The sequence below is a fragment of the Streptomyces sp. NPDC001744 genome, from assembly GCF_042892575.1.
In the GTDB taxonomy this organism is placed as follows: domain Bacteria; phylum Actinomycetota; class Actinomycetes; order Streptomycetales; family Streptomycetaceae; genus Streptomyces.
The window spans coordinates 91,264-118,261 of the sequence record NZ_JBIAUG010000011.1 but is presented as its reverse complement, the minus strand read 5'-3'; the positions used below and the strand labels follow the sequence as shown (position 1 = coordinate 118,261).

At 73.6% G+C, this 26,998-nt stretch carries 28 protein-coding genes and 1 tRNA gene; 13 read left to right on the top strand and 16 right to left on the bottom strand.

Translation table 11 applies throughout. The annotated features are described in order from the left end of the window. Nucleotides 1-14: 14 nt before the first annotated feature. Entirely contained in the window at nt 15-1,151 is a 1,137-nt protein-coding gene (locus ACFYZY_RS15670; RefSeq protein ID WP_388693981.1) for a serine-threonine protein kinase, read from the bottom strand. Between the two features lie 221 nt (nt 1,152-1,372). After that, complete coding sequence (locus ACFYZY_RS15665) at nt 1,373-2,629, bottom strand: exo-beta-N-acetylmuramidase NamZ domain-containing protein (protein ID WP_388693794.1); 1,257 nt, start codon at nt 2,627-2,629, stop codon at nt 1,373-1,375. Between the two features lie 176 nt (nt 2,630-2,805). On the opposite strand from ACFYZY_RS15665, the gene ACFYZY_RS15660 reads away from it, so the two are divergent. Both ACFYZY_RS15660 and ACFYZY_RS15655 read left to right on the top strand, forming a co-directional pair. Continuing rightward, complete coding sequence (locus ACFYZY_RS15660; RefSeq protein ID WP_388693792.1) at nt 2,806-3,606, top strand: SDR family oxidoreductase; 801 nt, start codon at nt 2,806-2,808, stop codon at nt 3,604-3,606. Nucleotides 3,607-3,723: 117 nt separating this feature from the next. Further along, nucleotides 3,724-4,317, top strand: coding sequence for a TetR/AcrR family transcriptional regulator (locus ACFYZY_RS15655; RefSeq protein WP_388693790.1), 594 nt, complete (start codon nt 3,724-3,726; stop codon nt 4,315-4,317). A 40-nt stretch (nt 4,318-4,357) separates the two neighbouring features. On the opposite strand, the gene ACFYZY_RS15650 is transcribed toward ACFYZY_RS15655, so the two are convergent. From ACFYZY_RS15650 to ACFYZY_RS15635, 4 genes are all read right to left on the bottom strand, one after another. Beyond that, nucleotides 4,358-5,572: an acyl-CoA dehydrogenase family protein gene (locus ACFYZY_RS15650; RefSeq protein ID WP_388693788.1), complete on the bottom strand. Its 1,215-nt coding sequence runs from the start codon at nt 5,570-5,572 to the stop codon at nt 4,358-4,360. Nucleotides 5,573-5,578: 6 nt separating this feature from the next. Next, nucleotides 5,579-6,607: a phosphotransferase family protein gene (locus ACFYZY_RS15645; RefSeq protein WP_388693786.1), complete on the bottom strand. Its 1,029-nt coding sequence runs from the start codon at nt 6,605-6,607 to the stop codon at nt 5,579-5,581. Nucleotides 6,608-6,733: 126 nt separating this feature from the next. Further along, complete coding sequence (locus ACFYZY_RS15640; RefSeq protein WP_388693785.1) at nt 6,734-6,880, bottom strand: hypothetical protein; 147 nt, start codon at nt 6,878-6,880, stop codon at nt 6,734-6,736. A gap of 240 nt (nt 6,881-7,120) precedes the next feature. Beyond that, complete coding sequence (locus ACFYZY_RS15635) at nt 7,121-8,623, bottom strand: MFS transporter (RefSeq protein WP_388693784.1); 1,503 nt, start codon at nt 8,621-8,623, stop codon at nt 7,121-7,123. A gap of 155 nt (nt 8,624-8,778) precedes the next feature. On the opposite strand from ACFYZY_RS15635, the gene ACFYZY_RS15630 reads away from it, so the two are divergent. Further along, nucleotides 8,779-9,255 (top strand): MarR family winged helix-turn-helix transcriptional regulator, encoded by a 477-nt coding sequence (locus tag ACFYZY_RS15630; RefSeq protein ID WP_388693980.1) that lies wholly within the window; start codon nt 8,779-8,781, stop codon nt 9,253-9,255. Nucleotides 9,256-9,624: 369 nt separating this feature from the next. On the opposite strand, the gene ACFYZY_RS15625 is transcribed toward ACFYZY_RS15630, so the two are convergent. Then, nucleotides 9,625-10,536, bottom strand: a complete 912-nt coding sequence (locus ACFYZY_RS15625; RefSeq protein WP_388693783.1) for an MBL fold metallo-hydrolase — start codon at nt 10,534-10,536, stop codon at nt 9,625-9,627. 188 nt (nt 10,537-10,724) lie between these two features. On the opposite strand from ACFYZY_RS15625, the gene ACFYZY_RS15620 reads away from it, so the two are divergent. Next, the gene (locus ACFYZY_RS15620; RefSeq protein ID WP_388693782.1) at nt 10,725-11,654 is read left to right on the top strand and encodes an NADP-dependent oxidoreductase; all 930 of its coding nucleotides are present in this window, start codon (nt 10,725-10,727) and stop codon (nt 11,652-11,654) included. Between the two features lie 98 nt (nt 11,655-11,752). On the opposite strand, the gene ACFYZY_RS15615 is transcribed toward ACFYZY_RS15620, so the two are convergent. The 3 genes from ACFYZY_RS15615 to ACFYZY_RS15605 all read right to left on the bottom strand — a co-directional run bounded on the left by ACFYZY_RS15615 (nt 11,753) and on the right by ACFYZY_RS15605 (nt 13,116). Beyond that, a complete protein-coding gene (locus ACFYZY_RS15615; protein ID WP_388693780.1) occupies nt 11,753-12,076 on the bottom strand; it encodes a DUF202 domain-containing protein in 324 nt (107 codons plus the stop codon). After that, entirely contained in the window at nt 12,073-12,468 is a 396-nt protein-coding gene (locus tag ACFYZY_RS15610) for a YidH family protein (RefSeq protein WP_388693778.1), read from the bottom strand. Before ACFYZY_RS15610 ends, ACFYZY_RS15615 begins: the two co-directional genes overlap by 4 nt. A gap of 126 nt (nt 12,469-12,594) precedes the next feature. Continuing rightward, nucleotides 12,595-13,116 carry an NUDIX domain-containing protein gene (locus ACFYZY_RS15605; protein ID WP_388693776.1) on the bottom strand — a complete coding sequence of 174 codons (522 nt, stop codon included), beginning with the start codon at nt 13,114-13,116 and terminating at the stop codon, nt 12,595-12,597. 154 nt (nt 13,117-13,270) lie between these two features. Here ACFYZY_RS15605 and ACFYZY_RS15600 point away from each other — a divergent pair, with 154 nt between their 5' ends. Continuing rightward, nucleotides 13,271-14,926, top strand: a complete 1,656-nt coding sequence (locus tag ACFYZY_RS15600; RefSeq protein ID WP_388693774.1) for an FAD-binding dehydrogenase — start codon at nt 13,271-13,273, stop codon at nt 14,924-14,926. Nucleotides 14,927-15,127: 201 nt separating this feature from the next. Here the strand turns inward: ACFYZY_RS15600 and ACFYZY_RS15595 are convergent, their stop codons facing one another. From ACFYZY_RS15595 to ACFYZY_RS15585, 3 genes are all read right to left on the bottom strand, one after another. Further along, nucleotides 15,128-15,559 (bottom strand): ASCH domain-containing protein, encoded by a 432-nt coding sequence (locus ACFYZY_RS15595; protein WP_388693772.1) that lies wholly within the window; start codon nt 15,557-15,559, stop codon nt 15,128-15,130. Between the two features lie 79 nt (nt 15,560-15,638). Continuing rightward, on the bottom strand, nt 15,639-17,036 hold the full coding sequence (locus ACFYZY_RS15590) for a gluconate:H+ symporter (protein WP_388693770.1): 1,398 nt from the start codon (nt 17,034-17,036) through the stop codon (nt 15,639-15,641). A gap of 64 nt (nt 17,037-17,100) precedes the next feature. After that, nucleotides 17,101-17,622 carry a gluconokinase gene (locus tag ACFYZY_RS15585; protein WP_388693768.1) on the bottom strand — a complete coding sequence of 174 codons (522 nt, stop codon included), beginning with the start codon at nt 17,620-17,622 and terminating at the stop codon, nt 17,101-17,103. A gap of 235 nt (nt 17,623-17,857) precedes the next feature. Between ACFYZY_RS15585 and ACFYZY_RS15580 the strand changes: the two genes are divergently transcribed. The 4 genes from ACFYZY_RS15580 (at nt 17,858) to ACFYZY_RS15565 (ending at nt 22,041) form a co-directional block, all read left to right on the top strand. Next, nucleotides 17,858-18,559 (top strand): FadR/GntR family transcriptional regulator, encoded by a 702-nt coding sequence (locus tag ACFYZY_RS15580; RefSeq protein ID WP_388693766.1) that lies wholly within the window; start codon nt 17,858-17,860, stop codon nt 18,557-18,559. A gap of 196 nt (nt 18,560-18,755) precedes the next feature. Next, the gene (locus tag ACFYZY_RS15575) at nt 18,756-20,207 is read left to right on the top strand and encodes an amino acid permease (RefSeq protein WP_388693764.1); all 1,452 of its coding nucleotides are present in this window, start codon (nt 18,756-18,758) and stop codon (nt 20,205-20,207) included. 119 nt (nt 20,208-20,326) lie between these two features. Continuing rightward, nucleotides 20,327-21,412, top strand: coding sequence for an S-(hydroxymethyl)mycothiol dehydrogenase (locus ACFYZY_RS15570; RefSeq protein WP_388693762.1), 1,086 nt, complete (start codon nt 20,327-20,329; stop codon nt 21,410-21,412). After that, nucleotides 21,412-22,041 (top strand): MBL fold metallo-hydrolase, encoded by a 630-nt coding sequence (locus ACFYZY_RS15565; RefSeq protein WP_388693761.1) that lies wholly within the window; start codon nt 21,412-21,414, stop codon nt 22,039-22,041. Before ACFYZY_RS15570 ends, ACFYZY_RS15565 begins: the two co-directional genes overlap by 1 nt. Here the strand turns inward: ACFYZY_RS15565 and ACFYZY_RS15560 are convergent. Both ACFYZY_RS15560 and ACFYZY_RS15555 read right to left on the bottom strand, forming a co-directional pair. Further along, complete coding sequence (locus tag ACFYZY_RS15560; protein WP_388693759.1) at nt 22,025-22,951, bottom strand: pseudouridine synthase; 927 nt, start codon at nt 22,949-22,951, stop codon at nt 22,025-22,027. The genes ACFYZY_RS15565 and ACFYZY_RS15560 overlap by 17 nt on opposite strands. Before the next feature lie 70 nt (nt 22,952-23,021). Continuing rightward, nucleotides 23,022-23,109: transfer RNA gene (locus ACFYZY_RS15555), tRNA-Leu, on the bottom strand. Nucleotides 23,110-23,341: 232 nt separating this feature from the next. Here ACFYZY_RS15555 and ACFYZY_RS15550 point away from each other — a divergent pair. The 3 genes from ACFYZY_RS15550 (at nt 23,342) to ACFYZY_RS15540 (ending at nt 25,953) form a co-directional block, all read left to right on the top strand. Continuing rightward, nucleotides 23,342-24,667 carry a M20/M25/M40 family metallo-hydrolase gene (locus ACFYZY_RS15550; protein ID WP_388693757.1) on the top strand — a complete coding sequence of 442 codons (1,326 nt, stop codon included), beginning with the start codon at nt 23,342-23,344 and terminating at the stop codon, nt 24,665-24,667. A gap of 207 nt (nt 24,668-24,874) precedes the next feature. Next, nucleotides 24,875-25,108 carry a chaplin ChpH gene (gene chpH, locus ACFYZY_RS15545; RefSeq protein ID WP_388693755.1) on the top strand — a complete coding sequence of 78 codons (234 nt, stop codon included), beginning with the start codon at nt 24,875-24,877 and terminating at the stop codon, nt 25,106-25,108. Between the two features lie 140 nt (nt 25,109-25,248). After that, complete coding sequence (locus ACFYZY_RS15540) at nt 25,249-25,953, top strand: chaplin family protein (RefSeq protein WP_388693753.1); 705 nt, start codon at nt 25,249-25,251, stop codon at nt 25,951-25,953. A gap of 114 nt (nt 25,954-26,067) precedes the next feature. Here the strand turns inward: ACFYZY_RS15540 and ACFYZY_RS15535 are convergent, their stop codons facing one another. Next, the gene (locus tag ACFYZY_RS15535; RefSeq protein WP_388693751.1) at nt 26,068-26,256 is read right to left on the bottom strand and encodes a DUF5703 family protein; all 189 of its coding nucleotides are present in this window, start codon (nt 26,254-26,256) and stop codon (nt 26,068-26,070) included. Nucleotides 26,257-26,303: 47 nt separating this feature from the next. On the opposite strand from ACFYZY_RS15535, the gene ACFYZY_RS15530 reads away from it, so the two are divergent. Beyond that, nucleotides 26,304-26,984, top strand: a complete 681-nt coding sequence (locus tag ACFYZY_RS15530; RefSeq protein ID WP_388693749.1) for a hypothetical protein — start codon at nt 26,304-26,306, stop codon at nt 26,982-26,984. The last annotated feature ends 14 nt before the right edge of the window (nt 26,985-26,998 follow it).

Below are 26,998 nucleotides of genomic sequence, written 5' to 3'. Positions count from 1 at the left end.
CGTGCCCGCCGGGGCTACCGGCCGCTCCCGGACGCCGCCACCACGACCCGGGCCAGCTCCGGACGACAGACGTCGCCGTGCGAGCGGACCACCTCCGCCACGTCCACGCTGACGCACCCCGCGCGCGGCATCCTCCCGCGCAGGACCGCCGCCAGACTCCGTACCGCCGTCCCCGGCACCGCCCGTATGCCGTCGTGCCCGATCGCTCCCCAGCGCGGATCGTCCGCGCCGGGCGGACCGGAACCGTCCGCGAGCCGCGCCGCCAGCGGGTACAGCACGCCGAGCGCCGTGTCGTGCCGCGAGTGACAGGCCACCAACGGGCCGCGGACCCGGTCCTGGAGGCCCCGCAGCGCGCCCGCCCGTCCGGGCGCGTGCGGCAGCTCCGCCGCGAAGGCGTAGTGCGAGAAGGTTCCCTGGAAGAGGGTCACGGAGGCGACCGGCCCGGCCCCGGCGGGCAGCCCCCGCAGCGCGTACGCCACGAGCCGGGCGCCCGTCCCGTGGCCCGCCAGGTGGACCCTGAGTCCGGGGGCGGCGCGGGCGAGCTCGCCGAGCAGCGGCCCGAGCCCGTGTTCCCCGACGTACCCGGCCCGCCGCCGCAGCACGTGGTACGCGGCCTGCCGCACCGCCTCCCGGGCTCCCCTCCGGTACCGCTCCGCCCCGTCCCGGAGCCCGGGGGCCAGGGCCTCGGCGAACAGGGCGCACGCCTCCGCCGGGTCCGAGGCCAGGAACTCCGGCACCGGCCCGCCGTCCCCCGGCACGTCCGCCAGGGTCCGCAGTAGCGCGCCGAACTCCGCGGACGCCACCGTCCCCGACGCCAGCAGGCCGGTGAGCCGTTCCAGGACCGGCTCCCTGTCCGGGAGGACCGTCGCCAGGGCCCGGTAGTCGGGGCCCGGTTCGCCCGTGAACACCGTCGAGGGCCAGACCACCCCCGCGTACCCGGCCTCGGTCCCGGGAGCGAGCAGTCCGGGGAAGGGCGCGAAGAAGTCCGAACAGAGCCGGGTCGCGCCGGACGGGGAGCCGTTCCGCCCGTGCGCGAACAGCACCAGGTCGGAGACTCCCCGCCGGGCCAGCGCGGCGAGGGCCCCCGCCTGTTCCGGCGGCCCCCCGCCGTCCTCGTCGAAGACGATCTCCCGGTACGGCTCCACACTCATCCCGGTCACGGCACGACCGTCCCTCCGCTTCGAGGGGGCCGCGGCACCGGGTGCGCCCGTGCGCGGGCGGCGGCTCCACGGCCAGCATGCCCGCGCGCGGTCCTCCCCAGACCCGCGGCGAGGGGTCCGGCGTCACCGCGCCACCGGAACACGGGGGCGACGGGCCGGGAGAGCCGCGCGGGAAGGGAGGGGCGCGGAGGGGCCCGCTCCGCGGGCGGCCCTCAGCGGTAGAGCAGGTACCCCCGCCGCACCGCCCGGAAGACGTCCAGGTCCGCCTGCCACGCCCCCACGACCTCGGCCGTGTCCGCGCCCGCGTCGATCAGGGTCCGCACCCGGGCCGAACCGGTCAGCCGGTCGATCCAGTGGTCCGGCCGCCAGGCGAAGCCGGACCAGGTGCGGCGGGCGGTGACCAGGAGGCCGATCCCCGTCCGTACCGGGTCGAAGGCCTCCCGGTCGTGGACGTGCAGCTGCACCCCGCCCACGGTCCTTCCCTGGAACTTGGAGAAGACCGGCGCGAAGTACGCCTCGCGGAAGCGGACCCCGGGCAGGCCGAGCGCGTTCGCCGCCTCCGCCCACCGGTGGTCCACCCCCTCGGCGCCGAGGAGTTCGAAGGGACGGGTGGTGCCCCGGCCCTCGGAGAGGTTCGTGCCCTCGAAGAGGCAGGTGCCCGAGTAGACGAGCGCGGTCTCCGGCGTGGGCATGTTGGGGCTGGGCGGGACCCAGGGCAGCCCGGTGGCGTCGAAGAAGTCCGTCCGCCGCCACCCCGTCATCCGCACGGTCTCCAGGGCGACGGGCTCGTCCAGGAACTCGCCGTTGAAGAGCAGGGCCAGCTCCGCCACCGTCATGCCGTGCGCCTGCGCGACCGGCTCGCGTCCCACGAAGGTGGCGAACGCCCGGTCCAGGACGGGGCCGAGGGCCGCGCGGCCGGTCACCGGGTTCGGCCGGTCCAGGACCACGAACCGCTTCCCGGCGAGGGCGGCGGCCTCCATGCAGTCGTACAGCGTCCAGATGTAGGTGTAGAAGCGCGCCCCCACGTCCTGGATGTCGAAGACGACCGTGTCCACCCCGGAGGCGGCGAAGACGTCGGCCAGCGGCCGGCCGCTCTTCAGGTACGTGTCGTACACGGGCAGCCCCGTCGCCGGGTCGTCGTACCGGCCCTCCGAACCGCCCGCCTGGGCGGTGCCCCGGAAGCCGTGCTCGGGGCCGAAGACGGCGACCAGGTCCACCCGCTCGTCGGCGTGCATCACGTCCACCAGGTGGCGCGCGTCGGCGGTCACGCCGGTCGGGTTGGTGACGACCCCGACCCGTTGGCCGGACAGGAGGGCGTACCCGTCCGCCGCGAGCCGTTCGAAGCCGGTCCGCACCCGGCGGTGCCCGGCCCCCCGGTCCGGGGGCACGGCCCGGGCGGGGTGCGCGGTGGCGGCCGTCGCCCCGAGGGCGCCTCCGGCGGCCAGCAGACTCCGACGCGACAGACCCATGCGCGAACCTCCTCGATCGCCGGCCCCGGCCGGGGCGCGTGACACGGGCACGCACGCTAGCGGTCCCGGCGGCATCCGGGAACGAGGCGTGCGGATCCGCTCTTCCCCCCGTACATACCGACCGGTTAGTCTGCGCGGGTCGTCGTCCCGGAAAGTCCTGGAGAGGTGGGCCACCCATGAGCGCGGACACGAGCACGGGAACGGGTACGGGCGTCCTTCGCGGCGCCGGGGTCGTCGTCACCGGAGCGGGCGGCGGCATCGGCGCCGCCCTCGCCCGCCGCTTCGCCGCCGAAGGCGCCCGGGTCGTCGTCAACGACCTCGACGCCGACCGCGCCCGCGCCGTCGCCCGGGAGATCGGGGCCGTCGCCGTCCCCGGCGACGCCTCCGCCGTCGTGGACGAGGCCCGCGAGGCCCTGGGCGGCGCCGGCGCCCTCGACGTGTGGTGCGCCAACGCCGGCCTCGCCTCGCCCGGGGACGCCTTCGCCGACGAGGACGTCTGGGCCGCGGCCTGGGACGTCAACGTCATGGCCCACGTCCGCGCGGCCCGCGCCCTGCTCCCGGAGTGGCTGGAGCGCGGCAGCGGCCGCTTCGTCTCCACCGTCTCGGCCGCCGGACTGCTCACCATGATCGGCGCGGCGCCGTACAGCGTCTCCAAGCACGGCGCGTACGCCTTCGCCGAATGGCTCTCGCTCACCTACCGGCACCGCGGCCTCGCCGTCCACGCCATCTGCCCGCAGGGCGTCCGCACGGACATGCTCACCGCCGCCGGGAGCGCGGGCGAGCTGGTCCTCGCCCCCACGGCCATCGAGCCCGAGGCCGTCGCGGACGCCCTCATGGACGCCGTCGGGGACGGCCGCTTCCTGGTCCTGCCCCACCCCGAGGTCGCCGGTTACCACCGCAACCGGGCCACCGACCCCGAGCGCTGGCTCGCCACCATGAACCACGTCCAGCGCACCTGGGAGACGGGCGCCCGTTAGGCCGGGCCCCGGCGGATGGGAAGATCTGGGGCGGAGACGGCGTTCCCGGCACGGAGGACGACCGCGCGTGCCGGTACGGGCACGCATCAGAACGAGCGCGAGGGAAGGCGGCGGAGCATGGCCAGGACGACGGACGGGAGCGGAGCCCCCGTCCCCCAGAGGCTCCTCGCCGCCGCCACCCGGCTCTTCGCGGAGCGGGGCTACGACCGCACCTCCGTCCAGGAGATCGTGGAGGCCGCCGGGGTCACCAAGGGCGCCCTCTACCACTACTTCGGTTCCAAGGAGGACCTCCTCCAGGAGGTCTACGCCCGCGTCCTGCGCCTCCAGCAGGAACGGCTCGACGCCTTCGCCGGTGCCGACGCGCCCGTGGAGGAACGGCTGCGCGCCGCCGCCGCCGACGTCGTCGTGACCACCATCGAGAACCTGGACGACGCGGCGATCTTCTTCCGCTCCATGCACCACCTCAGCCCGGAGAAGAACAAGCGGGTGCGGGCCGAGCGGCGCCGCTACCACGAGCGGTTCCGGGCCCTGGTCGAAGAGGGCCAGCGGACGGGCGTGTTCTCCTCCGGGACCCCCGCCGACCTCGTGGTCGACTACCACTTCGGCTCCGTGCACCACCTGTCCACCTGGTACCGCCCGGACGGTCCGCTCACCCCCGAGCAGGTCGCGGACCACCTCGCCGACCTCCTCCTCCGGGCCCTGCGCCCCTGACCGCGCCCCCGTCGAGGGGGGCGCGGCCGGTCCCGGCGGTCTAGAGGTACTTCTTCAGCTCCCGGCGTGCGAGGGACCGCTGGTGGACCTCGTCCGGCCCGTCCGCGAGCCGCAGCGTCCGCGCCGCGGCCCACAGCTCGGCCAGCGGGAAGTCCTGCGACACCCCGCCCGCCCCGTGCGCCTGCACGGCCTTGTCGACGATGTCCACGACCGCGCGCGGAGTCGCGATCTTGATGGCCTGGATCTCGGTGTGCGCCCCCCGGTTGCCGACGGTGTCCATGAGCCAGGCCGTCTTGAGGACCAGCAGCCGCAGTTGCTCGACGGTCACCCGGGCGTCCGCGATCCAGTTCTGCACGACGCCCTGCTGGGCCAGCGCCTTGCCGAAGGCGGTGCGGGAGACCGCGCGCCGGCACATCAGCTCCACCGCCCGCTCCGCCATGCCGATCAGCCGCATGCAGTGGTGGATGCGGCCGGGGCCGAGCCGGGCCTGGGCGATGGCGAAGCCGCCGCCCTCCTCGCCGACGAGGTTCGCCACCGGGACCCGGACGTCGTCGAAGACCACCTCGGCGTGGCCGCCGTGGTAATGGTCCTCGTACCCGTACACCCGCATCGCGCGCCGCACCTCGACGCCCGGGGTGTCGCGCGGCACGAGGACCATCGACTGCTGGCGGCGGGGGTCGGTGCCGTCGGGGTCGGTCTTGCCCATGACGACGAAGACCTTGCAGTCGGGGTGCATCGCCCCCGAGATGTACCACTTGCGCCCGTCGATCACGTACGCGTCGCCGTCCCGCCGGATCCGGGTCTCGATGTTGGTGGCGTCGGAGGAGGCGACGTCGGGCTCGGTCATCGCGAACGCCGAGCGGATCTCGCCCGCGAGGAGCGGCTCCAGCCACTGCTTCTTCTGCGCCTCGTCGCCGAACTGGGCGAGCAGCTCCATGTTCCCGGTGTCCGGGGCGGCGCAGTTGAGGGCGGTCGGGGCCAGTTGCGGGCTGCGGCCGGTGATCTCGGCGAGCGGCGCGTACTGGAGGTTGGTCAGGCCCGCCCCGTACTCCGCGTCCGGGAGGAAGAGGTTCCACAGGCCCTGCCGTTTGGCTTCGGCCTTCAGCTCGGCCACCACCGGCGGCTCGTCCCACGGGGAGGCGAGCCGCTCCCGCTGCTCGTGGGCGGTCCGTTCGGCCGGGTAGACGTGCTCGTCCATGAAGGCGAGCAGCTTCGCCCGCAGTTCCTCGGTGCGGGCGTCGTACGCGAAGTCCATGGCGGTTCAGCCTTCCTGGAGGGTGGTCAGGCCGTGCTCGATGAAGACGGGGACCAGGTCGCCGATGCGGTCGAAGCCGGCGCCGACCGTCCGGCCGAGGGTGTAGCGGTAGTGGATGCCCTCCAGGATCACGGCGAGCTTGAACCAGGCGAAGGCCGTGTACCAGGCCAGGGCGGAGGTGTCGCGGCCCGAGCGGGCCGCGTAGCGCTCGACCAGTTCGGCGGTGGCCGGGTGGCCGGCGGCCGTGGCGGTCGTGGAGACGGGGGAGTCCGGCAGGTCCAGCGGGGTGCTGTACATGACGAGGAGGCCGAGGTCGGTGAGGGGGTCGCCGAGGGTGGACATCTCCCAGTCGAGGACGGCCCGGATCCGGTCGTCGGGACCGACGAGGGCGTTGTCGAGCCGGTAGTCGCCGTGGATCACGGTGGGCGGGGGAGAGGCGGGCAGCGCGCGGCCGAGAGCGGCGTGCAGCTCGTCGATCCCGGGCAGCTCCCGGCCGCGCGAGGCGTCGAGCTGCTTGCCCCAGCGCCGCAGCTGCCGGTCGAGGAAGCCGTCGGGGCGCCCGAAGTCACCGAGCCCGACCGCCCCGGGGTCCACGGCGTGCAGGTCGACCAGGGTGTCGACCAGGCCGAGGACGGCGGCGCGGGTGCGCTCGGGGCCGAGCGGGGCGAGTTCGCGGGCCGAGCGGTACGGGGTGCCCTCCACGAACTCCATGACGTAGAACGGCGCGCCGAGCACCGACTCGTCCTCGCAGAGCAGGACCGTCCCGGGAACGGGCACGTCCGTCGTGTGCAGGGCGCTGATGACGCGGTGCTCGCGCCGCATGTCGTGGGCGGTGGCCAGGACGTGGCCGAGCGGGGGCCTGCGGACGACCCAGCGGCCGGTGGCGGTGCCGTCGGTCACCGCGTACGTCAGGTTCGACCGGCCGCCCTCGATCAGCCGGGCTTCCAGGGGGCCGGCCAGCAGGCCGGGCCGCTCGCGGTCGAGGAAGCGGCGCAGCCGCTCGGGGTCGAGACCTGGCGGCGGGGCGGAACTCATGGGCGTACCTCCGGATCGGCTGCGGTCGGCGTTCATGATGACCGACCAGTCGGTATGTCGTCCAGAGGGCGGCCCTCCGCGCACGGGTGCGAGTGGTCGGCGTGCAGGAGGTCCCGGTGGGAACAATCATGGTCGCGAGCCGGGTGCTGCGGCGTCCGGGTCGGGCCGGGGGGCGTCGCCGGTCTGGAGGACGGCGACGTCGCCGTGGGCCCGCTCGACGGCTTCCGGGCCCCCCTCGCGGGCGACGCCCCGTCCGGCACCGCGCAGGTCCACGGTCTGCCCGCCCTCCCGCGGGGCGGGAGCCCGCTCGACGAGGACGCCCCGCGTTCCGCGCCGTCCGAGCCGGTGGGCCGGGGCCGGACCGGCGATGCCGGCTCCCGCGATCAGCGCGTTCCGGTGCGTCGTGACGCTCCCTCTCGGCTTCCTCGTCCTCCCTCGCGTCGGGCGGCGGCCCCGGTGCGCGGTCCGTTCGGGCCGGCCGGGGCCGCCGCGTGCACGGTCCCCGGCCGGGGCTCAGAGGGCGAGGTGCTGCCGGGTGCTGGAGTCGTCGGCGGCCGTCTCGGGGGTGATGCCGTGCTGCTCTTCTTCGGGGCGGCCCTTCTCGGGCAGCAGGAAGGTGATCGCGAGGAAGGCCACCAGCAGGCACGCCTGGACGATCAGCGCGTGGTGGAAGCCGCTGGTGAAGTCGCCGGTCTTGGCCCGGGCGAAGAACACCGAGCCGAAGACCGCGACGCCGATGGAGCCGCCGACCGCCTGGACCGCCGACAGGACGCCGGAGGCGGATCCGATCTCGTCGTCGTCGACCGCGGCCAGGATGAAGCTGAACAGGGCGGCGATCACCATGCCGGCGCCGATGCCCGCCACCGTCGTGCCCGGGACGATGTCCCAGATCGAGAACGAGGCGGAGTCGAGGCCGTCGAGCTCGAACCACAGCACGGCCGCGCCGGCCAGCTGGACCAGCGGTCCGATCTGGAGCACCTTGCGGCCGATCCTGTCGGCGAGGAACGCGCCGCTGATGGCGCCGCCGATCGCGGTCCCCACCGCGAGGGGCAGGTTGCCGAGGCCCGCGTCACCGGCGGTGAAGTGCCGGCCGATCTGGAGGAACAGGGTCAGGACGAGCTGGGTGCCGACGAGCCCGCCGAAGAACAGGGCGATGCCGCCGAGGCCGACGGTGAAGGCCGGCTTGCGCAGCAGGCCGGGGGTCACCAGCGGCTCGCGGCCCGCGGCGGCCGTGCGGCGCTGCTGGAGGGCGAAGAGGGCGAAACCGGTCACCGAGGCGGCCACGGACAGCCATGTCCACAGCGGCCAGCCGTTCTCCTGGCCCTGGTTCAACGGCAGCACCAGCAGGGCGCAGGACGCCACGACCAGGGCGGCGCCGGCCACGTCGACCCGTACGGTGCGGTCGCCCGCCTTCTTGGGCACGAACCTCGCGGCGACGACCAGTGCCGCGATGCCGATGGGCAGGTTGATCAGGAAGACCGAGCGCCAGCCCAGGCCGAAGAAGTCGCCCTCGATGAGGAAGCCGCCCAGGACCGGGCCGATGATGCCGCCCAGACCGAGGACGGGGCCGAAGATCGCGAAGACCTTGGTGAGCTCGGGGCCGGAGAAGTTCTCCCGCAGCAGGCCCAGGCCCTGGGGCAGCAGCATCGCTCCGGCGGTGCCCTGCAGCAGGCGGAAGGCGATCAGCGACCCGATGTTCGGCGCGATCGCGCACAGCAGCGAGGTCGCGGTGAAGGCGGCGAGCCCGATCAGGAACATCCGGCGCCGGCCGTAGCGGTCGCCGAGGCGGCCGCCGAGCACCAGCCCGGCGCCCAGGGTGAGGGCGTAGCCGCCGATCACCCACTGCAGTCCGACGGAACCGGCGTCGAGGGATCTCTCCAGGTCCGGTCCGGCGACGTTGACGATCGAGGCGTCCAGGAGGTCCATGATCTCCGCGACGATCATCACCGCGAGGATCAGCCACCGCCACCGGTAGGGCCCGGTCGTCTCCTCGGGGATGGGGGAAGGGTCACGCACGCCAGATACCTCCACGGTAAAGTAATTCGACGATGAAGGTAAATTGGTGGCGGTAGGTTGTCAAAGCGGGGTGCGTGGACCGTGCGGCGGGAGAGAAGGGCGGAGGCGTGGAGGAAGCAGTGCGCGACGGTGTCGCGGAGCGGCGCGAGCGGTTGATGGAGTCGCTGAGGATCTACGGCGGCCACTACGCCGAGCTCGGCCGGCGCTTCGCCGGCCGGCTGGGCCTGCACTCCACGGACGCGACCGCGGTCCTGGAGATCGCCGCCGCCGAGGAGCGCGGCACTCCCCTGTCGCCGGCGCGGCTGAGCGAGCGGATCTCCCTGTCCACGGGCGCCACCACCGCGCTGCTGAACCGCCTCGAATCGGCGGGGCACATCACGCGGGCCCGCGAGCACTCCGACCGGCGCATCGTCACGCTGCGCAGCGGCGGGCACATCCAGGAGCGGGCGGACGAGTTCTTCGGCCCGCTCGCCCACCGCCTCGACGCCGCGATGTCGCACTACCCGCCCCGGTTCCTGGAACAGGTCGAAGCGTTCATGGCCGACCTGAACGCCACCGTGGACACCCACCTCACGGAACAGGACGCGGTGACGCCGCGTTCCCTTCGCGGCTCTGCCGAAGGAACTCCCTGACCGGCTCGGAGGAAGAAGAACCGCTCCGGCTCCGGGCGCGTGGGTGCCTCGGTGAACGTCCCGTACGCCTCGGTCCGGCCGTCGGCCGGAAACCCCGCCGGCGCGAGGCGGACCGTAGCCGGCGCCCTGGCCTGCCCGGCGATCTTTCCCCGGACCCGGGCGGCAGCCGCACGCCGTGGGCCGGCCGGCCATGACCGTTCGCACCGGGATTTCCTGTATGCCCGCTCCTCACGCCCGGCGCACCGGGCGAACCGTCGTGCTCCGGCCGGGTCGTGACCGCGAACGGGGACCCCGCGTCCGTGCGGGGGTGCGCCGGGGGCCGGGTCGTTCCCCGGACGGCCCGGCCCCCGCGCTCCTCCTCCGTACGGGTCAGGCGTGGCAGGCCACCGGTACGCCGCCGTTCATCGCCGCCATGTCCCCGAAGATCACCGCCGGGTCGAGCGGATGCCCCTCCGGCAGGCCCTCCAGCTCCGCGTGCGCCCGGTGCAGGTTCGCCACCAGGCGCTCGCTCTCCCGCCACGCGGCGAACTCGCCGAGGTCCGCCCGCCGCGCCGTCTCCAGCGGGGAGTCGCCCTTCGCGTACCCCTCGGCGGCCAGCTCCCGCACCCACAGCAGGTACCGCTCCGTGGCGTCGTACGCGGAGGGGCCGGTCACCTGCCCGTGCCCCGGCACCACGATCGGCGCGTCGAGCGAGCGCAACAGCTCCAGGGCCCGCAGCGAACCGGCCAGCGAGCCCATCGGCAGGAACGGCGTCCCGCCGTGGAAGACCAGGTCGCCGGTGAAGACCACCCCCTGCTCCGGGAGGTGCACGATCGAGTCGCCCGTGGTGTGCGCGGGGCCCGGGTGGATCACCCGCACCTCGACCCCGCCCACGCGCAGGGTCAGCCGGTCGGTGTACGTGACGGACGGCGGCAGGATGTCGATCCGTCCGAAGTCGGTCCGCGGCCAGAGGAGGTGGAGCTGGTGGCCGGCCGCGAGCTGCTCGGCGCGGCAGTTCTCGTGCCCCACGATCCGGGCCTCGGGGGCGAACACCCCGTTCCCGTAGGTGTGGTCCCCGTGGTGGTGGGTGGAGACGACGGTCCTCGGCAGGGGAAGCCCCTCGGCGAGGACCGCCTCGCGCAGCAGCAGCGCCCGGCGCTCGGTGGCGGCGGTGTCGACGAGCAGCGACTCCTCCGCGTCGCCGAGGAAACCGGCGTTGTTCAGGCACCAGCCCCCGTCGGGCTGGACGAAGGCGTGGACGTTCGGTGCGAGCGCGACCACGTGGGGATCGGTGCTGGGCATGAGGATCTCCCCCGATGAGAGCCGACAGGACAGGGGGAAGAGTGCCAGTCGGCCCCGGTCCGGAGGAACCCGGAACCGTCCCGTCCGGAACGTCGGCGCACCGGCCCCCGGGACCGGCCGCCGTCCCGGCGTCCGCCGTGCGCGGCCCCCGAGTTGCGGCCGTTCCGCACCGCGCCGAGGGTCGGGGTATGAAGGCGATCAGCTACAGCCGCTACGGCGGCCCCGAAGTCCTGGAGTACGGCGAGCGGCCGGAGCCGAAGATCGGACCGGACGCGGTCCTGGTCGAGGTCCGTGCCGCCTCCGTCAACCCCGTCGACCGCAAGTGCCAGGAGGGCGCCCTCGACGGCATGCTGGAGGCCGTCTTCCCCGTGGTCCCCGGCTGGGACGTCTCCGGCGTCGTCGTCCGGCCCGGGGTCTCCGTCACCGAGTTCGCCGAGGGCGACGAGGTCATGGGGTACGTCCGCGAGGACTTCCTCTCCCGCGGCACCTTCGCCGAGTACGTCGCCGCCCCCGTCCGCACCCTCGCCCGCAAGCCGCGCTCCCTCGGCTTCGAGGAGGCGGCGGGCCTCCCGCTCACCGGCCTCACCGCGTACCAGGTGCTCCACCGGGCCCTGGAGGCACGCGCCGGCGACACCGTCCTCGTGCACGCGGCGGCCGGCGGAGTCGGTTCGATGGCCGTGCAGATCGCCCGGCACCTCGGCTGCCGGGTCCTCGGAGCGGCGCGGGACGGGGGCCTGGAGCGGGTCGAGGAGCTGGGCGCCGAGCCCGTCCGCTACGACGAGGACACCTTCGCCGACCGGGTCCGGGCCCTCGCCCCGGACGGCCTGGACGCCGTCTTCGACACCCTCGGCGGTCCGTACCTGAAGCGCTCCGCCGAACTCCTCGCCCCGGGGGGCCGCCTGGCCTCGATCGCGGACGCCGGGGTCACCGCCCTGGGCGGCCGCTACTACTGGGTCCGTCCGGACGCCGCCGACCTGGAGGCCCTCGCCGGCCTGGCGGACGAGGGGGCGATCGGCGTACGGGTGGCGAAGACGTTCCCCCTGGAGCGGGCGGCCGACGCCCAGCGCGCCAACGCCGAGGGCGGCCTGAACGGCAAGGTCGTGGTCACCGTCCCGTAGGGGAGGCGGGGAGGACCGGCGGGGGAGGGGCCCGCCGGGGGCACCGCCCCGTGGGGGACGCGGGAGGACCGGTCGGGGACCGAAGCGTCCCCGCCGGGTCACTGGACCAGCACCGCTCCGAAGAGGGCCAGCGCGATCACGCACGCGGCGGCGAGCAGCGCGTCCCGGTGGGAGAGCGGGCGCGGCCGGGCCGTCCCCAGGGCGCGGACGCGGCGGTGGGCCACGACCAGGAAGGCGACCCACACGAGGACCGACAGGGCGAGTCCGGCCGGCCCCCGGGTCGTGGCCCCGCCCTGGACGGTCAGCTTGACGGCGAGCACCGCCACGACCGTGCAGGAGAGCGTCGTGCGGCGCCAGGCGAGCCGGGTCCGCTCCGGCTGGAGCCCGGGGTCGCGGGCCGCCTCGCCGGCCGCCGGGCTCACCGCCCGGTCCAGCCGAAGACGACGACCACCACCATCGCGAGCGCCACCACGGCCACCACGAGGCTCAGCACCGCCGGGAACCGGGACACCGGCAGGTCCTCGCCCCGCCGCATGGCCCGCTCGCAGCGCACCCAGTGGTTCACCGCGCGCAGGGCGCACAGCACCCCGGCGGCGAGCAGCGCGAGCGCGAGCCCGACCCGCGCCCCCCACCGCAGGTCCGGCAGGAACTGGTCGACGGCGAAACCACCGCCGACCAGGGCGAGCGCGGTCCGGATCCAGGCGAGGAAGGTCCGCTCGTTGGCGAGGGAGAAGCGGTAGTCGGGGGTGTCCCCCTCCTCCTGGAGCCGCCGCGGCGCGAACCAGAGCCGCAGACCCCGCACGAAATCGCTCACACGTGCACCCTAGCGGCGCGACGATCACCCGGCGCGGCGCCCCCGGCCCGTCCGCCGACGCTCCGGCCCGGCCCGTCCGACCTGCCGGCCCGCCCGCCCCGCCCCCCAGCCCGCCCGGCCCCGGGCTCAGCCCCGTCCCGCCCCGTGCGCCCGCAGGCGCTCGTACGCGGCGAGTCCGTCCGGCACCCACTCCCACGTGCCGAGCCGCGCGGCCAGCTCGTCCTCCGTCAGGAAGGCGTGCCAGGCGACCTCCTCGGCCTGCGGGTCCACCGGCAGCTCGCAGCGGACCTCGTACACCGCGGACCACCACTTCCCGGCGACGCCCCCGGAGTCGTACAGGAAGCGCAGCACCGGCTCGGGCCGGGGCAGTCCGCGCACCCCCAGCTCCTCCTCGGCCTCGCGCAGCGCGGCCTCGTCGTAGGACTCGCCCGCGCCGACGACCCCGCCGACGAACATGTCGTACAGGGAGGGGAAGACCAGCTTCACCGGCGTCCTGCGGTGCACGAAGACCCTGCCCTCGGCGTCCCGGACCCGGACGAAGACGCAGCGGTGGATCAGGCCCCGCGCGTACACCTCCCCCCGGGGGGCTTGCCCGATCACCCGGTCCCGCTCGTCCACGACATCGAGAATCTCTTCGGAGGCGCTCATGCGGCCATCCAAGCAAAGCCGCTCCGTACGCCGCCTCCCGGCTCCTTCCGCCGCCCGCCGGCCGCGCCCGGCGCCGGGACGCGGAAAGGCTCCCGGAGCGCGGAACGCGTCCGAACGGTTGACTCGATACACCGGTGTATCCAAGATGCGGTCCATGCCCTACGACGCTGATGTGATCGTGATCGGGGCCGGCCTCGCCGGACTCGTCGCCACCGCCGAACTGGTCGACGCCGGCCGCACCGTGATCCTCCTCGACCAGGAGCCCGAACAGTCCCTCGGCGGCCAGGCCCACTGGTCCTTCGGCGGCCTCTTCCTCGTCGACTCGCCCGAGCAGCGCCGGATGCGCGTCAGGGACAGCCACGCCCTCGCCCTCCAGGACTGGTACGGCACCGCCGGTTTCGACCGGGACGAGGACCACTGGCCGAGGAAGTGGGCCGAGGCGTACGTCGACTTCGCCGCCGGCGAGAAGCGCGCCTGGCTCCACGCGCGCGGGGTCCGCTTCTTCCCCGTCGTCGGCTGGGCCGAGCGCGGCGGCTACGACGCCACCGGTCACGGCAACTCCGTCCCCCGCTTCCACATCACCTGGGGTACGGGCCCCGGCCTCGTCGCCCCCTTCGCGCGCAAGGTCCGCGAAGGGGCGGCCCGGGGCCTCGTGACGTTCCGCTTCCGTCACCGCGTCACCGGTCTCGGCCGCACCGCCGGGGCCGTCGACACCGTCACGGGCGAGGTCCTGGAGCCCTCCGCGGTCCCCCGCGGCACCGCCAGCGGCCGCGGGGTCACCGGCGCCTTCGAGTTGCGCGCCCAGGCCGTGATCGTCACCTCCGGCGGCATCGGCGGCAACCACGACCTGGTCCGCGCCCAGTGGCCCGCCCGCCTCGGCACCCCGCCCGCCAAGCTGCTCTCCGGCGTCCCCGCGCACGTGGACGGCCTCATGCTCGGCATCGCGGAGAAGGCGGGCGCCCGCCACATCAACCGCGACCGGATGTGGCACTACACCGAGGGCATCGAGAACTGGAACCCCGTCTGGGCCCGGCACGGCATCCGCATCCTGCCCGGCCCGTCCTCCCTCTGGCTCGACGCCACCGGCAAGCGCCTGCCCGTGCCGCTCTTCCCCGGTTTCGACACCCTCGGCACCCTCGAACACATCATGCGGACCGGTCACGACCACACGTGGTTCGTCCTCGACAAGAAGATCATCGGCAAGGAGTTCGCGCTCTCCGGCTCCGAACAGAACCCCGACCTGACCGGCAAGTCGATCCGCGGCGTCATCGACCGGGCCCGCACCGAGGTGCCGGCCCCCGTCCGGGCCTTCATGGACAAGGGCGTCGACTTCGTCGTGGAGGACGACCTCTCCGCCCTCGTCCGGGGCATGAACGCGCTCACCGGCGAGCCGCTGATCGACGAGGCCGCCCTGCGCCGCGAGATCACCGCCCGTGACCGCGGGATCGCCAACCCCTTCACCAAGGACCTCCAGGTCACGGCGATCCGCGGGGCCCGCAGGTACCTGGGCGACCGGCTCATCCGCACGGCGGCCCCGCACCGCATCCTCGACCCGGGGGCGGGCCCGCTCATCGCCGTACGCCTCAACATCCTCACCCGCAAGTCCCTCGGCGGACTGGAGACCGACCTCGACTCCCGCGTCCTGACGGAGGGCGGCGCGCCCCTGGAGGGCGTGTACGCGGCGGGCGAGGCGGCCGGCTTCGGCGGCGGGGGCGTCCACGGCTACCGCTCCCTCGAAGGCACCTTCCTCGGCGGCTGCGTCTTCTCGGGGCGTGCGGCGGGCCGCGCGGCGGCGAAGGCAGTGGGCTGAGGCCCCGTCGGAGGGGCCGACGGGGACGGTCCCCCGGCGGCCCCTCCGGCCGGGCCGACGGGCTCAGGACGGGCTTCGGTCCGGCCTCCGGCCTCTGGCATCCGACCCCTGGGCCAGGGGCTTCTGGCCGGACCGCCGGGCTCCGGCCGGGTTCCCGGACCTCCGGGCCCGTCGCCCCGGCTCGTCACCCCGGCCCGTCGTTCAGGCGTCCCGGCCCGGTCCCACCACCCGGAACCGTTCCGCCACCACCATCGTCGAGTCGTCCACGGTGAACTCCGGGTCCCCGAGTCCCTCCCGCATCTCCTCGCCGTGCCAGAACCGCTCGTGCGCCTCCCGCCACTCCGCCACCGAGGCGTACCCCTCGCCCTCGTCGAGCACGTGCCGGAGGCCGACCTCGCCGAGCGGCAGGACCCGGACCTCCGTCACCTCCACCACCGCGACCTCGCGGCCGTCCGAGTCGACGAGGGCCGAGCGCTCGCCCACCTCGGGCAACTCCTCCCGTTCGGCCTCCCACTCCACGAGGAGTCCGGTCGTGGCGACCTTCTCGCCGGCGAGCACCGCCGCGACGAGCCGGTCCCGGAGGGGGCCGGGGAAGGCGAGCAGGAAGGGCTTGAGCGCGTGAGGGCCGGTCATGACCGACAGTCTGTCAGCCATGACCGGCCCTCACCCGGCCGTTTCCCGCCGGGCCGCGGCACCGGCGGGGACGGGCGCGCTACAACACCAGCGACAGCAGCAGGACGAACACGATGCCGACGACCGAGATGATCGTCTCCATCACCGACCAGGTCTTGATCGTCTGGCCGACGTTCATCCCGAAGTACTCCTTCACCAGCCAGAACCCGGCGTCGTTGACGTGGCTGAAGAAGAGCGAACCCGCGCCGATCGCGAGGACGAGCAGCGCCGTCTCGCTCGTCGACATGCCCTCCGCCAGCGGGGCCACGAGCCCCGCCGCCGAGATCGTCGCCACCGTCGCCGAGCCCGTCGCGAGCCGTATCGCGACCGCGATCAGCCAGGCGAGCAGCAGGGCCGGGATGGACCAGCTCTTGGAGAAGTCCAGGATCATCTGGCCGACACCGATGTCGATCAGGGTCTGCTTGAAGCCGCCGCCGGCGCCGACGATCAGCAGGACGCCCGCGATCGGGGCGAGCGACTTCTCGACGGTCGAGGACAGCCGCTCCTTGGTGAAGCCGGCCGCCCGGCCCAGGGTGAAGAGCGCGACGAGGACGGCGGCGAGCAGCGCGATCAGCGGCGAGCCGATGACGTCGGTGACCTTCTGGACGCCGTTCTCGGGGTCGTCCACGACGATGTCGACGAGCGCCTTCACCAGCATCAGGACGACCGGGAGCAGCACGGTCGCGACGGTGACACCGAAACCGGGGCGCTTCTCCAGGTCCTCGGAGGGGCGCGCCGGGATCATGCTCTCGGGGGCCGGGATGTCCACCCAGCGGGCGGCGTACCGGGAGAAGAGCGGACCGGCGATGATCACGGTCGGGATCGCGACGACGATGCCGAGGGCGAGGGTGACGCCGAGGTTGGCGCCGACCGCGTCGATCGCGACGAGCGGGCCGGGGTGCGGCGGGATGAGGCCGTGCATCACGGAGAGGCCCGCGAGGGCCGGGATGCCGATCCGCATGAGGGAGTAGTTGCCGCGCTTGGCGACGAGCAGCACCACCGGGATCAGCAGCACGATGCCGACCTCGAAGAAGAGCGGCAGGCCGATCACGGAGGCGATGAGGACCATCGCCCACGGCATGGCCCGGCCGCTCGCCCTGGCCAGGATCGTGTCGACGATCTGGTCCGCGCCGCCGGAGTCGGCGAGCAGCTTGCCGAGGATGGCGCCGAGGGCGATCAGGACGCCCACACCGGCGACGGTGTTGCCGAGGCCGGTGGTGAAGGACTTGATGGCGTCCGCGAGCGGGGCCCCGGCGAACGCGCCGAGCGCGAGCGACCCGATGGTCAGGGCCAGGAACGCGTGCAGCTTGAACTTGGTGATGAGCAGGACGATGACGGCGATGCCGGCGAGCACGGCGATCCCGAGCTGGGCGTTGCCCGCCGAGGTGATCGGTTCGGCGGCGTCCGCTGCCAGGGTCTCGACGCTGAGACTGGTCACGGTGGTGTCCTTCGTACGGGCAGGTGGGAAGGGAAAGAACTGGAGAGGGGGAGCGGGAGGAGGATCAGCCGGTCGCGCCGCGCAGCGCGGCGACGGCCCGTGCCGTGATCTCCTCCGGGGTGCCGGACACGTCGACGGCGACGCCGGCCTCGTCGGCCTGCAACGGCTGCAGGGTGGCGAACTGGGAGTCGAGGAGCGCCGTCGGCATGAAGTGCCCCTTGCGCGCGGCCATCCGGTTCTCGATGAGCTTCCGGTCACCGGTCAGGTGGAGGAAGACGATTCCGGGCGCCGCGTCGCGCAGCCGGTCCCGGTACGCCCTTTTCAGCGCGGAGCTGCTCACCACACCGCCGAGCCCGGCCCGGCCGTGCGCCCACGCCCCGATGGCGTCGAGCCAGGGCCCCCGGTCCTCGTCGTCCAGCGGAACGCCCGCCGACATCTTGGCGACGTTGGCCGCCGGGTGGAAGTCGTCGCCCTCGGCGTAGGGGAGGCCGAGGGCCTCGGCGACCAGCGGACCGATGGTGGTCTTGCCGGTCCCCGCGACGCCCATCACGACGACGACGGGAGGGGCCTGGGAAGTGCTGCTCATGGGGGGTGCCTCGCTGTCCTCGTCGACATCGATTCCGTTTTCCGTCGCGCTCATGAAACCCATTGGGTACGACGTATTCAAGAGACTGTGACATAAAAGTCATACTTTTCATCGCCGGGCCGTGACCCGGGAAGGCGCCGGACCCCGCCCCGGCAGGGCGCCGGACCCCTCCCCGGGCCCGGCGCGGGAGCCGCCCGGAGGGGACCGCCTCCGCGTACCCGCATAGGCTTCGTCCATGACGACACCGGCCCAGGGGCTCCACCCCCACGTCCTGGCCACCCTGGGCCTCGCGATCACCGCGGGGGAGTACCCGCCCGGCACCGTGCTGCGCACCGACGAGCTGGCCCGGCGCTTCGACGTCTCCCGGACCGTGGTCCGCGAGGTCGTCCGGGTCCTGGAGTCCATGCACCTCGTCGAGTCGCGCCGCCGCGTCGGCGTGACCGTGCTCCCCACCGCGCGCTGGAACGTGTACGACCCCCAGGTCATCCGCTGGCGGCTGGCCGGCGCCGACCGTTCCCGCCAGCTCCGCTCGCTCACCGTGCTCCGGTCCGCCGTCGAACCCGTCGCCGCGGGCCTGGCGGCCCTGAACGCCACCCCCGCGCAGTGCCGCGAGCTGACCGAGCAGGCCCTCGGCATGGTCGCCACCTCGCGGGGACGGCGCCTGGAGGAGTACCTCGTCCACGACGTCGCCTTCCACCGGGTCGTCCTCGACGCCTCCGGGAACGAGATGTTCGCCCGCCTCGGCGACGTCGTCGCGGAGGTCCTCACCGGCCGCACCCACCACCACGTGATGTTCGAGGACCCCGATCCGGCCGCCGTCACCCTCCACGTCCAGGTCGCGGAGGCCGTGCGGGAACGGGACGCGGAGCGGGCCGAGGAGCTGACCCGCCGGATCGCGGTCGGCGCCCTCCAGGAGCTGGACGTCCTCGCGCCGTGAGGGCCCGCGCGCCGGGGCGCCGCGCCGTGAGGGCCCGCGCGAAGCTCTGAACCAGCTCAAATCCGGGCGCGCAGTGACATCCGCCACTGCGGCCCGCCGGGCACCGCGACGAGGATGTGCGCCGGTCGCACCGGGGGAGACCCCCACCGGGCGCGACCGGGTACCCCACAGCCCCCTCACGAAGGCGAACAACTCCATGAGCGACCGCGTCACCGCGTCCGCCCCGCCGGCGGCCCCCGGCGGGACCACCCCCCACATCGACGCCGGCGACGCCGGATACCGCAAGGACCTCAAGTCCCGGCACATCAACATGATCGCCATCGGCGGCGCCATCGGAACCGGGCTCTTCCTGGGCGCCGGAGGCCGCATGGCGCAGGCCGGCCCCTCGCTCTTCCTCGCCTACGCCGTCTGCGGCGTCTTCGCCTTCTTCGTGGTCCGCGCCCTCGGCGAGCTGGTGCTCTACCGCCCCTCCTCCGGCGCCTTCGTCTCCTACGCGCGCGAGTTCATGGGCGAGAAGGGCGCCTACACGGCGGGCTGGCTCTACTTCCTCAACTGGTCGACCACCGCCGTCGCCGACATCACCGCGGCCGCCACCTACGCCCACTTCTGGTCGATGTTCAGCGGCGTCGACCAGTGGGTCCTCGCCCTGATCGCCCTCGCGATCGTCCTCGCCGCCAACCTCATCTCCGTGAAGTACTTCGGCGAGATGGAGTTCTGGTTCGCGATCGTCAAGGTCGCCGCCCTGGTCGTCTTCCTGCTGGTCGGCGTCTTCCTCGTGGTGACCTCCCACGACATTGGCGGTCACACCCCCGGCCTGGCCACGATCACCGACAACGGCGGCGTCTTCCCCCGGGGCGTCATGCCCGTGCTGCTGCTCGTCCAGGGCGTCGTCTTCGCCTACGCCTCCGTCGAGCTGTGCGGCGTCGCCGCCGGCGAGACCGAGCACCCCGAGGAGATCATGCCCAAGGCGATCAACTCGATCATGTGGCGCGTCGGCCTCTTCTACGTCGGCTCCGTCGTCCTGCTCGCCCTGCTCCTGCCGTACACGGCGTACTCCGGCGACCAGAGCCCCTTCGTCACCGTCTTCGACAAGCTCGGCGTCCCCGGCGCCGCCGGCGTGATGAACCTCGTCGTCCTCACCGCCGCCCTCTCCAGCCTCAACTCCGGCCTGTACTCCACCGGCCGCATCCTGCGCTCCATGTCGCTCTCCGGCTCCGCCCCCCGCTTCACCGGCGTCATGAACAAGGGCGGCGTGCCCTACGGCGGAATCCTCCTCACCGCCGGCTTCGGCGTCCTCGGCGTCGTCCTCAACTACGTGATGCCCGACGACGCGTTCGAACTGGTCATCAACTTCGCCTCCCTCGGCATCCTGGGCACCTGGGCGATGATCATGATCTGCTCGCTGCTGTTCTGGCGCCGCGCCGGGGAGGGCCGGGTCGTCCGTCCCGGCTTCCGCCTGCCCTGGGCCCCGTACACCCAGATCGTCACCCTCTGCTTCCTCGCCTCCGTCCTCGTCCTCATGTGGATGGACGGCGGCACCGGCCGCACCACCGTCGCCTGCGTCCCGCTCGTCGCGGCCGCGCTGGTCGGCGGCTGGTTCCTGGTCCGCCGCCGGGTCCGCACCGCCTCCGCCGCGCCGCGCGGCTGACGCCCCGCGGGTCCCCCACGAGTCCCCCGCGGGCGCGACCCGCGGGGGACTCGCGTTCCGCCGGGGGATAGTGGTACCCAGGAGCCCGCAAGATCCGTTCGCAGAAAAGGAAGTCCGTGATGCCGCAGCACGTCCAGGGAGTCATCGCCCCCGGCAGGGACGAACCGGTACGGGTCGAGACGATCGTGATCCCCGATCCCGGTCCCGGCGAAGCCGTCGTGAAGATCCAGGCATGCGGCGTCTGCCACACGGACCTGCACTACAAACAGGGCGGGATCAACGACGACTTTCCCTTCCTCCTCGGCCACGAGGCCGCCGGCGTCGTGGAATCGGTCGGCGAGGGCGTCACCGACGTGACCCCCGGCGACTTCGTGATCCTCAACTGGCGCGCCGTGTGCGGCCACTGCCGGGCCTGCCTGCGCGGCCGCCCCTGGTACTGCTTCGACACCCACAACGCGTCGCAGCGGATGACCCTGCTCGACGGCACGGAGCTCTCCCCGGCCCTCGGCATCGGCGCCTTCGCCGAGAAGACCCTCGTCGCCGCCGGCCAGTGCACCAAGGTGGACCCCGCCGTCGCCCCCGAGGTCGCGGGCCTCCTCGGCTGCGGCGTGATGGCCGGCATCGGCGCCGCGATCAACACCGGGAACGTCGGCCGCGGCGACACCGTCGCCGTCATCGGCTGCGGCGGCGTCGGGGACGCGGCCGTCGTCGGCTCCCGCCTCGCCGGAGCCGCGAAGATCATCGCCGTGGACATCGACGACCGGAAGCTGGAGACGGCGAAGGCGATGGGCGCCACCCACACCGTCAACTCCCGCTCCACCGACCCCGTCGAGGCGATCCGCGAACTCACCGGCGGCTTCGGCGCCGACGTCGTCATCGAGGCCGTCGGCCGCCCGGAGACGTACCGGCAGGCGTTCTACGCCCGCGACCTGGCCGGCACCGTCGTCCTCGTCGGCGTCCCCACCCCCGAGATGAAGCTCGAACTGCCGCTCCTGGACGTCTTCGGCCGCGGCGGCGCGCTCAAGTCCTCCTGGTACGGCGACTGCCTGCCCTCCCGCGACTTCCCGATGCTCGTCGACCTGCACCAGCAGGGCCGCATCGACCTCGGCGCCTTCGTCACCGAGACCATCGGCCTCGGCGAGGTCGAGAAGGCGTTCGCCCGCATGCACGAGGGCGACGTCCTGCGCTCGGTGGTGGTGCTGTGATGACCGCCCGCGTCGACCACCTCGTCACCTCCGGAACCTTCAGCCTCGACGGCGGCACCTGGGACGTCGACAACAACGTCTGGATCGTCGGCGACGACACCGAGGCGATCGTCATCGACGCCGCCCACGACGCCGGGGCCGTCCTCGCCGCGCTCGACGGACGCGTCCTGCGCGCCATCGTCTGCACCCACGCCCACGACGACCACATCGACGCGGCCCCGGCGCTCGCGGCCGCCACCGGCGCCCGCGTCCTGCTCCACCCCGCCGACCTGCCGCTGTGGAAGCGGACGCACCCCGACCACACCCCGGACGGCGACCTCGCCGACGGCCAGGTCCTCACCATCGCCGGTACCGACCTCACGGTCCTCCACACCCCGGGCCACGCCCCCGGCGCGGTCAGCCTGTACGCGCCGGCCCTGGGCACGGTCTTCACCGGGGACACCCTCTTCCAGGGCGGCCCCGGAGCCACCGGCCGGTCCTTCTCGGACTTCCCGACGATCGTGGACTCGATCCGCGACAAGCTCCTCGTCCTGCCCCCGGAGACGGTGGTGCGCACCGGTCACGGCGACTCCACCACCATCGGCGCCGAGGCCCCGCACCTGCAGGAGTGGATCAGCCGGGGCCACTGAGCCGCAGCCGGCTCTCGAAGCGCACCGCGCGGCCCGTGAACGGGTCGGTGAACTCCAGCGTCCGCGCCAGCAGGCCCAGCGGACGCCCGAAGTCCTCCGGCCCGTCCCCACGGACCTCCGGATAGACCGGATCGTGCAGGATCGGCAGCCCGAGCGCGTTCATGTGCACCCGCAGCTGGTGCGTCCGCCCGGTCACCGGCACCAGCCGGTACCGGCCGAGCCCGCCCCCGTGCGCCACCAGGCCGATCCGGCTCTCGGCGTTCGGCTCGCCCGGCACCTCCCGGGCGGCCATCACCCCGCGCTCCTTCTCGATCCGGCTCCGCACCGTCGCCGGCAGCTCCACCGCCGGGTCGTACGGCGCCACCGCCTCGTACTCCTTGCGCACGGCCCGGTCCCGGAACAGCGTCTGGTACGCCCCCCGGTCCTCCTCCCGCACGACGAAGAGCACGAGGCCCGCCGTCAGCCGGTCGAGCCGGTGCGCGGCCTGCAGCCGGGGCAGCCCCAGGTCCCGCCGCAGCCGCGCCGTCGCGGTCTCCACGACGTGCCGCCCCCGGGGCACGGTCGCCAGGAAGTGCGGCTTGTCGGCCACCACGATCCGCTCGTCCCGGTACACGATCCCGACCGGGAACGGCACCGGCGTCTCCGGCGGGAAGTCCCGGTGGAACCAGAGCCACCGCCCCGCGGCGTACGGCTCGTCCCCGGAGACCGGCCCGTCGGTCCCGACGAACCGCCCCGCCCGCAGCATCTCCTCGACCCGTCCGGCCCCGACGGCCGCCCCGTACCGGCCGAGCAGGTACTCCCGTACGGTCGGCCAGGTCCCCTCCGGGTCCTCCGGCGTCCGGAGCCGTACGGGATCGATCCCGTACCACTGGGACAGTGGTGGCGCGGGGGGCCTGGTTCTGCGTCTCACCGCTCCGCCTCGTGACCGTACGTACCCATGCGGAAGTCCCGGCCGAGAATATCTCGACCGGGACTCCGTGTGGTGTCCGAGGGGGGACTTGAACCCCCACGCCCGATAAAGGGCACTAGCACCTCAAGCTAGCGCGTCTGCCATTCCGCCACCCGGACAAGGTGTGTTGTCTTCCCGGCCGCTGGGCCCTTCCGACGAGGAAAACCATAGCAAACATTCGGAGCGGTCGATCACCACCCCCGGACCGCACCGGCCCCCTCCGGTCCGCTCCCCGGACACGTGACGGCCGCGTGTCGGCCGGTGGGCGGCCTTGGGCGGGGAGGGGGCCGCGGGAGAGGATGGGGGCGACCACCAAGCAACCACGTGGGGCACGTAGTGGGAGGAAGCAGCGTGAGCGAGTCGAACACGGGCCGGGGCGTCACGGGCGAGGACGAGGTGGTCGACCTCTGTCGCGACCTCATCCGCATCGACACCAGCAACTACGGCGACCACTCCGGGCCGGGGGAGCGGGCGGCGGCCGAGTACGTCGCCGAGAAGCTCGCCGAGGTCGGCCTCGAACCGAAGATCATCGAGTCCCACCGGGGCCGGGCCTCCACCGTGGCCCGGATCGAGGGGGAGGACCCCTCGCGGCCCGCCCTCCTCATCCACGGCCACACCGACGTCGTCCCGGCCGACGCCGGGGACTGGACCCACCACCCCTTCTCCGGGGAGATCGCCGACGGCTGCGTCTGGGGCCGGGGCGCGGTGGACATGAAGGACATGGACGCGATGACCCTCGCGGTCGTGCGGGACCGGCTGCGCAGCGGCCGCAGGCCCCCGCGCGACGTCGTCCTCGCCTTCCTCGCCGACGAGGAGGCCGGCGGCACCTACGGCGCCCGGTACCTGGTCGACGAGCACCGGGACCTCTTCGACGGGGTCACCGAGGCGATCGGCGAGGTCGGCGGCTTCTCCTTCACCGTCAACGAGAACCTGCGGCTCTACCTGGTGGAGACGGCCCAGAAGGGCATGCACTGGATGCGGCTGACCGTCGAGGGCACCGCGGGCCACGGTTCGATGACCAACGACGACAACGCCATCACCGAACTCTGCGAGGCCGTGGGCCGCCTCGGCCGCCACCAGTGGCCGGTGAGGGTCACCAAGACCGTGCGGTCCTTCCTGGACGAGCTCTCGGACGCCCTGGGCACCCCGCTCGACCCCGAGGACATGGACGCCACCCTCGCCAAGCTCGGCGGCATCGCCAAGATGATCGGCGCCACCCTGCGCAACTCGGCCGCCCCGACCATGCTCGGCGCCGGCTACAAGGTGAACGTGATCCCCGGACAGGCCACGGCCCACGTCGACGGCCGCTTCCTGCCCGGACACGAGCAGGAGTTCCTGGCGGACCTCGACCGGATCCTCGGCCCCCGCGTGAAGCGCGAGGACGTGCACGGCGACAAGGCCCTGGAGACCAGCTTCGACGGTGCCCTGGTGGACGCCATGCAGCTGGCGCTGCGCGCCGAGGACCCGATCGCCCGCGCCGTGCCGTACATGCTCTCGGGCGGCACCGACGCCAAGTCCTTCGACGACCTCGGCATCCGCTGCTTCGGCTTCGCCCCGCTCAAGCTGCCGCCGGAGCTCGACTTCGCCGGCATGTTCCACGGCGTGGACGAGCGGGTCCCGGTCGACGGCCTGAAGTTCGGCACCCGCGTCCTGGACCGCTTCCTCGACGCCTGCTGAGGGCACCCGCGGGGAACGCCCGGCGGGAACGTCCCGGAGGGCGCCCGCGGGGCGGGAACCGCCGGGTGACGAGCGGCGGATTCGGCCGTGCGTTTGCGTGTGACCGGAAAGAGTGAATGAACCCGGGGGGTCGTAGCCCCCACGTTTCCCCCTCGTTACAGGTGTTGCGGTCCGCGGCTGGGGCCGCATTGCCAACTAGGAGGAATAATGATCAAGAAGGTCGTCGCTGCTGCGGCTGCCACTGGCGGTCTCGTTCTCGCGGGTGCGGGCATGGCCGTTGCCGACGCGGGTGCCCAGGGTGCGGCCATCGGTTCCCCCGGTGTCCTCTCGGGCAACGTCGTCCAGGTTCCGATCCACGTTCCGGTGAACGTGTGCGGCAACACCGTCGACGTCATCGGGCTGCTGAACCCCGCCTTCGGCAACACCTGCGTCAACGCCTGACGTCGTGCCTCGCCCCATGAGGGTGTGAGCCGGTCCGGCCCCGGAGTGCGTGCCATGCACTCCGGGGCCGGTGGCCATTTCCGCCCCGGGCGCTCCGCCCGGTGGCACTCCTTCGAAGCCGAGCAGGCAGGAAACAAGCTATGCGACAGGTCACGCGCAAGGGCCTCATCACCGTGGCGGCCGCCGGAGGCGTTTTCGTCGCGGTCGGCGGCGGCTGGGCGCACGCCGACTCCGGTGCGAACGGTACGGCCGCGAACTCCCCGGGCGTCGCGTCCGGGAACACCGTCCAGGTCCCGGTGCACGCGCCGGTGAACGTGTGCGGGAACACCGTCAACGTCGTCGGGCTGCTGAACCCGGCGATGGGCAACAAGTGCGCCAACGTCTCCAAGCCCGGTGGACCGGGCGCGTCCGGCGGCTCCTCCGCCGAGGGCCACACCGGCAACTCTCCCGGGGTGGCCTCCGGCAACAACGTCCAGGCGCCGGTCGACGTCCCGGTGAACGTGTGCGGGAACACCGTCGACGTCATCGGGATCCTCAACCCGGCCGCGGGCAACGCGTGCGCCAACGTCGAGCCGCCGCGTCCGGGGAAGCCGGAGAACCCGGGCCACCCCGAGCACCCGGGGAAGCCGGAGAACCCGGGTCACCCCGAGAAGCCCGTCACCCCGCCCGCCCCCGCCCACGAGAACGGACCGAACACACCCGGTGCGCACACCGTGACCCCGCCGCGCGCCGTCGAGGAACTCGCCGAGACCGGCTCCGCGCCGCTCGGCGTGATCCTCCCCGCCGGTGCCGGCATGCTGCTCGCCGGTTCGCTGCTCTACCGGCGCGCCCGTCGCGCCGCCTGAGGCCGCCCGGCCCACCGGTGCCGCACGGTCCGTCCACGGCCGTGTGACACGCACCACGCACAGGGGCCCCGCACACCGCGGGGCCCCTTCTCGTCGCTTCTCGCCGTCCTCGGGTCACCAGGTCGCCCGGACCTGGCGGATGATCCGCCGTTTCAGCCGCACCCTGCGGCTCCCGTCCCGGTGCAGGGTCAGACGGTCCAACTCCCAGTGCCCGTACTCGGCATGATCGGTCAGCAGCCGCGTCGCCTCCCTGCGGGAGACACCGCGCGGCACGTACACGTCGACAAATTCGTATTCCGGCATCGCATCTATTGTGCGGGCACGGCCCCGGTACGGATAGCGTCTGTCCCATGTCTGATGCTGCGCAGCCCACCGCTGTCGAGGTACGCGCCGCCGCCGAGGCGGTCAAAGCCGCACTGGACCGCCACCTCGAGGCGGTCGAACGCCGCACGGGGGACGACGACACGGCCGTCTACGAGGCGTTCAACGCCCTCGCCTCGGCCGCCGAGACCTATGACGAACTCCTCTACGACCGCTACGACGAGGTCACGCCCTTCGAGATCCCCGGAGCCGACGACTCCCTGCCGCCGTACACCGGACCTGACGAACCCCACGCCCTCAGCCTCCTGATCCGCCGCGACTACGCCGTGGCGGAACCCCGGCGGCTGCTCGCCCAGGCCCGCCGCGTCGTCGAGCACGGCGGCGGCGACGAACTCACCGGAGCGGCCGCCAAGGCGGGCGTCTCGCCCCTCGCCGCGCTCGGCGTGCTCTTCGGCGAGTACGAACCGGACGAGATCGCCTCCCGGCACAAGGAGTTCGGCCTGGAGGAGGGCGACTCCACGCTCTGGGTCACCGCCGCCGAGGAGCTTCCGGAACCGGGGGAGTGGCTCCACGCCCCCTTCGAGCACGCCGACCCGGAGCGGATCGTCTGCCGCTTCGACGTCAGCGCCGTCTTCGACGAGGAGGACGGCACGGACACCGGGACCGGCCGCGCGGACGAAGGGACCCGCGGCGCGGCCGACGGCTCCTGAGCGGGCGCGGAGGA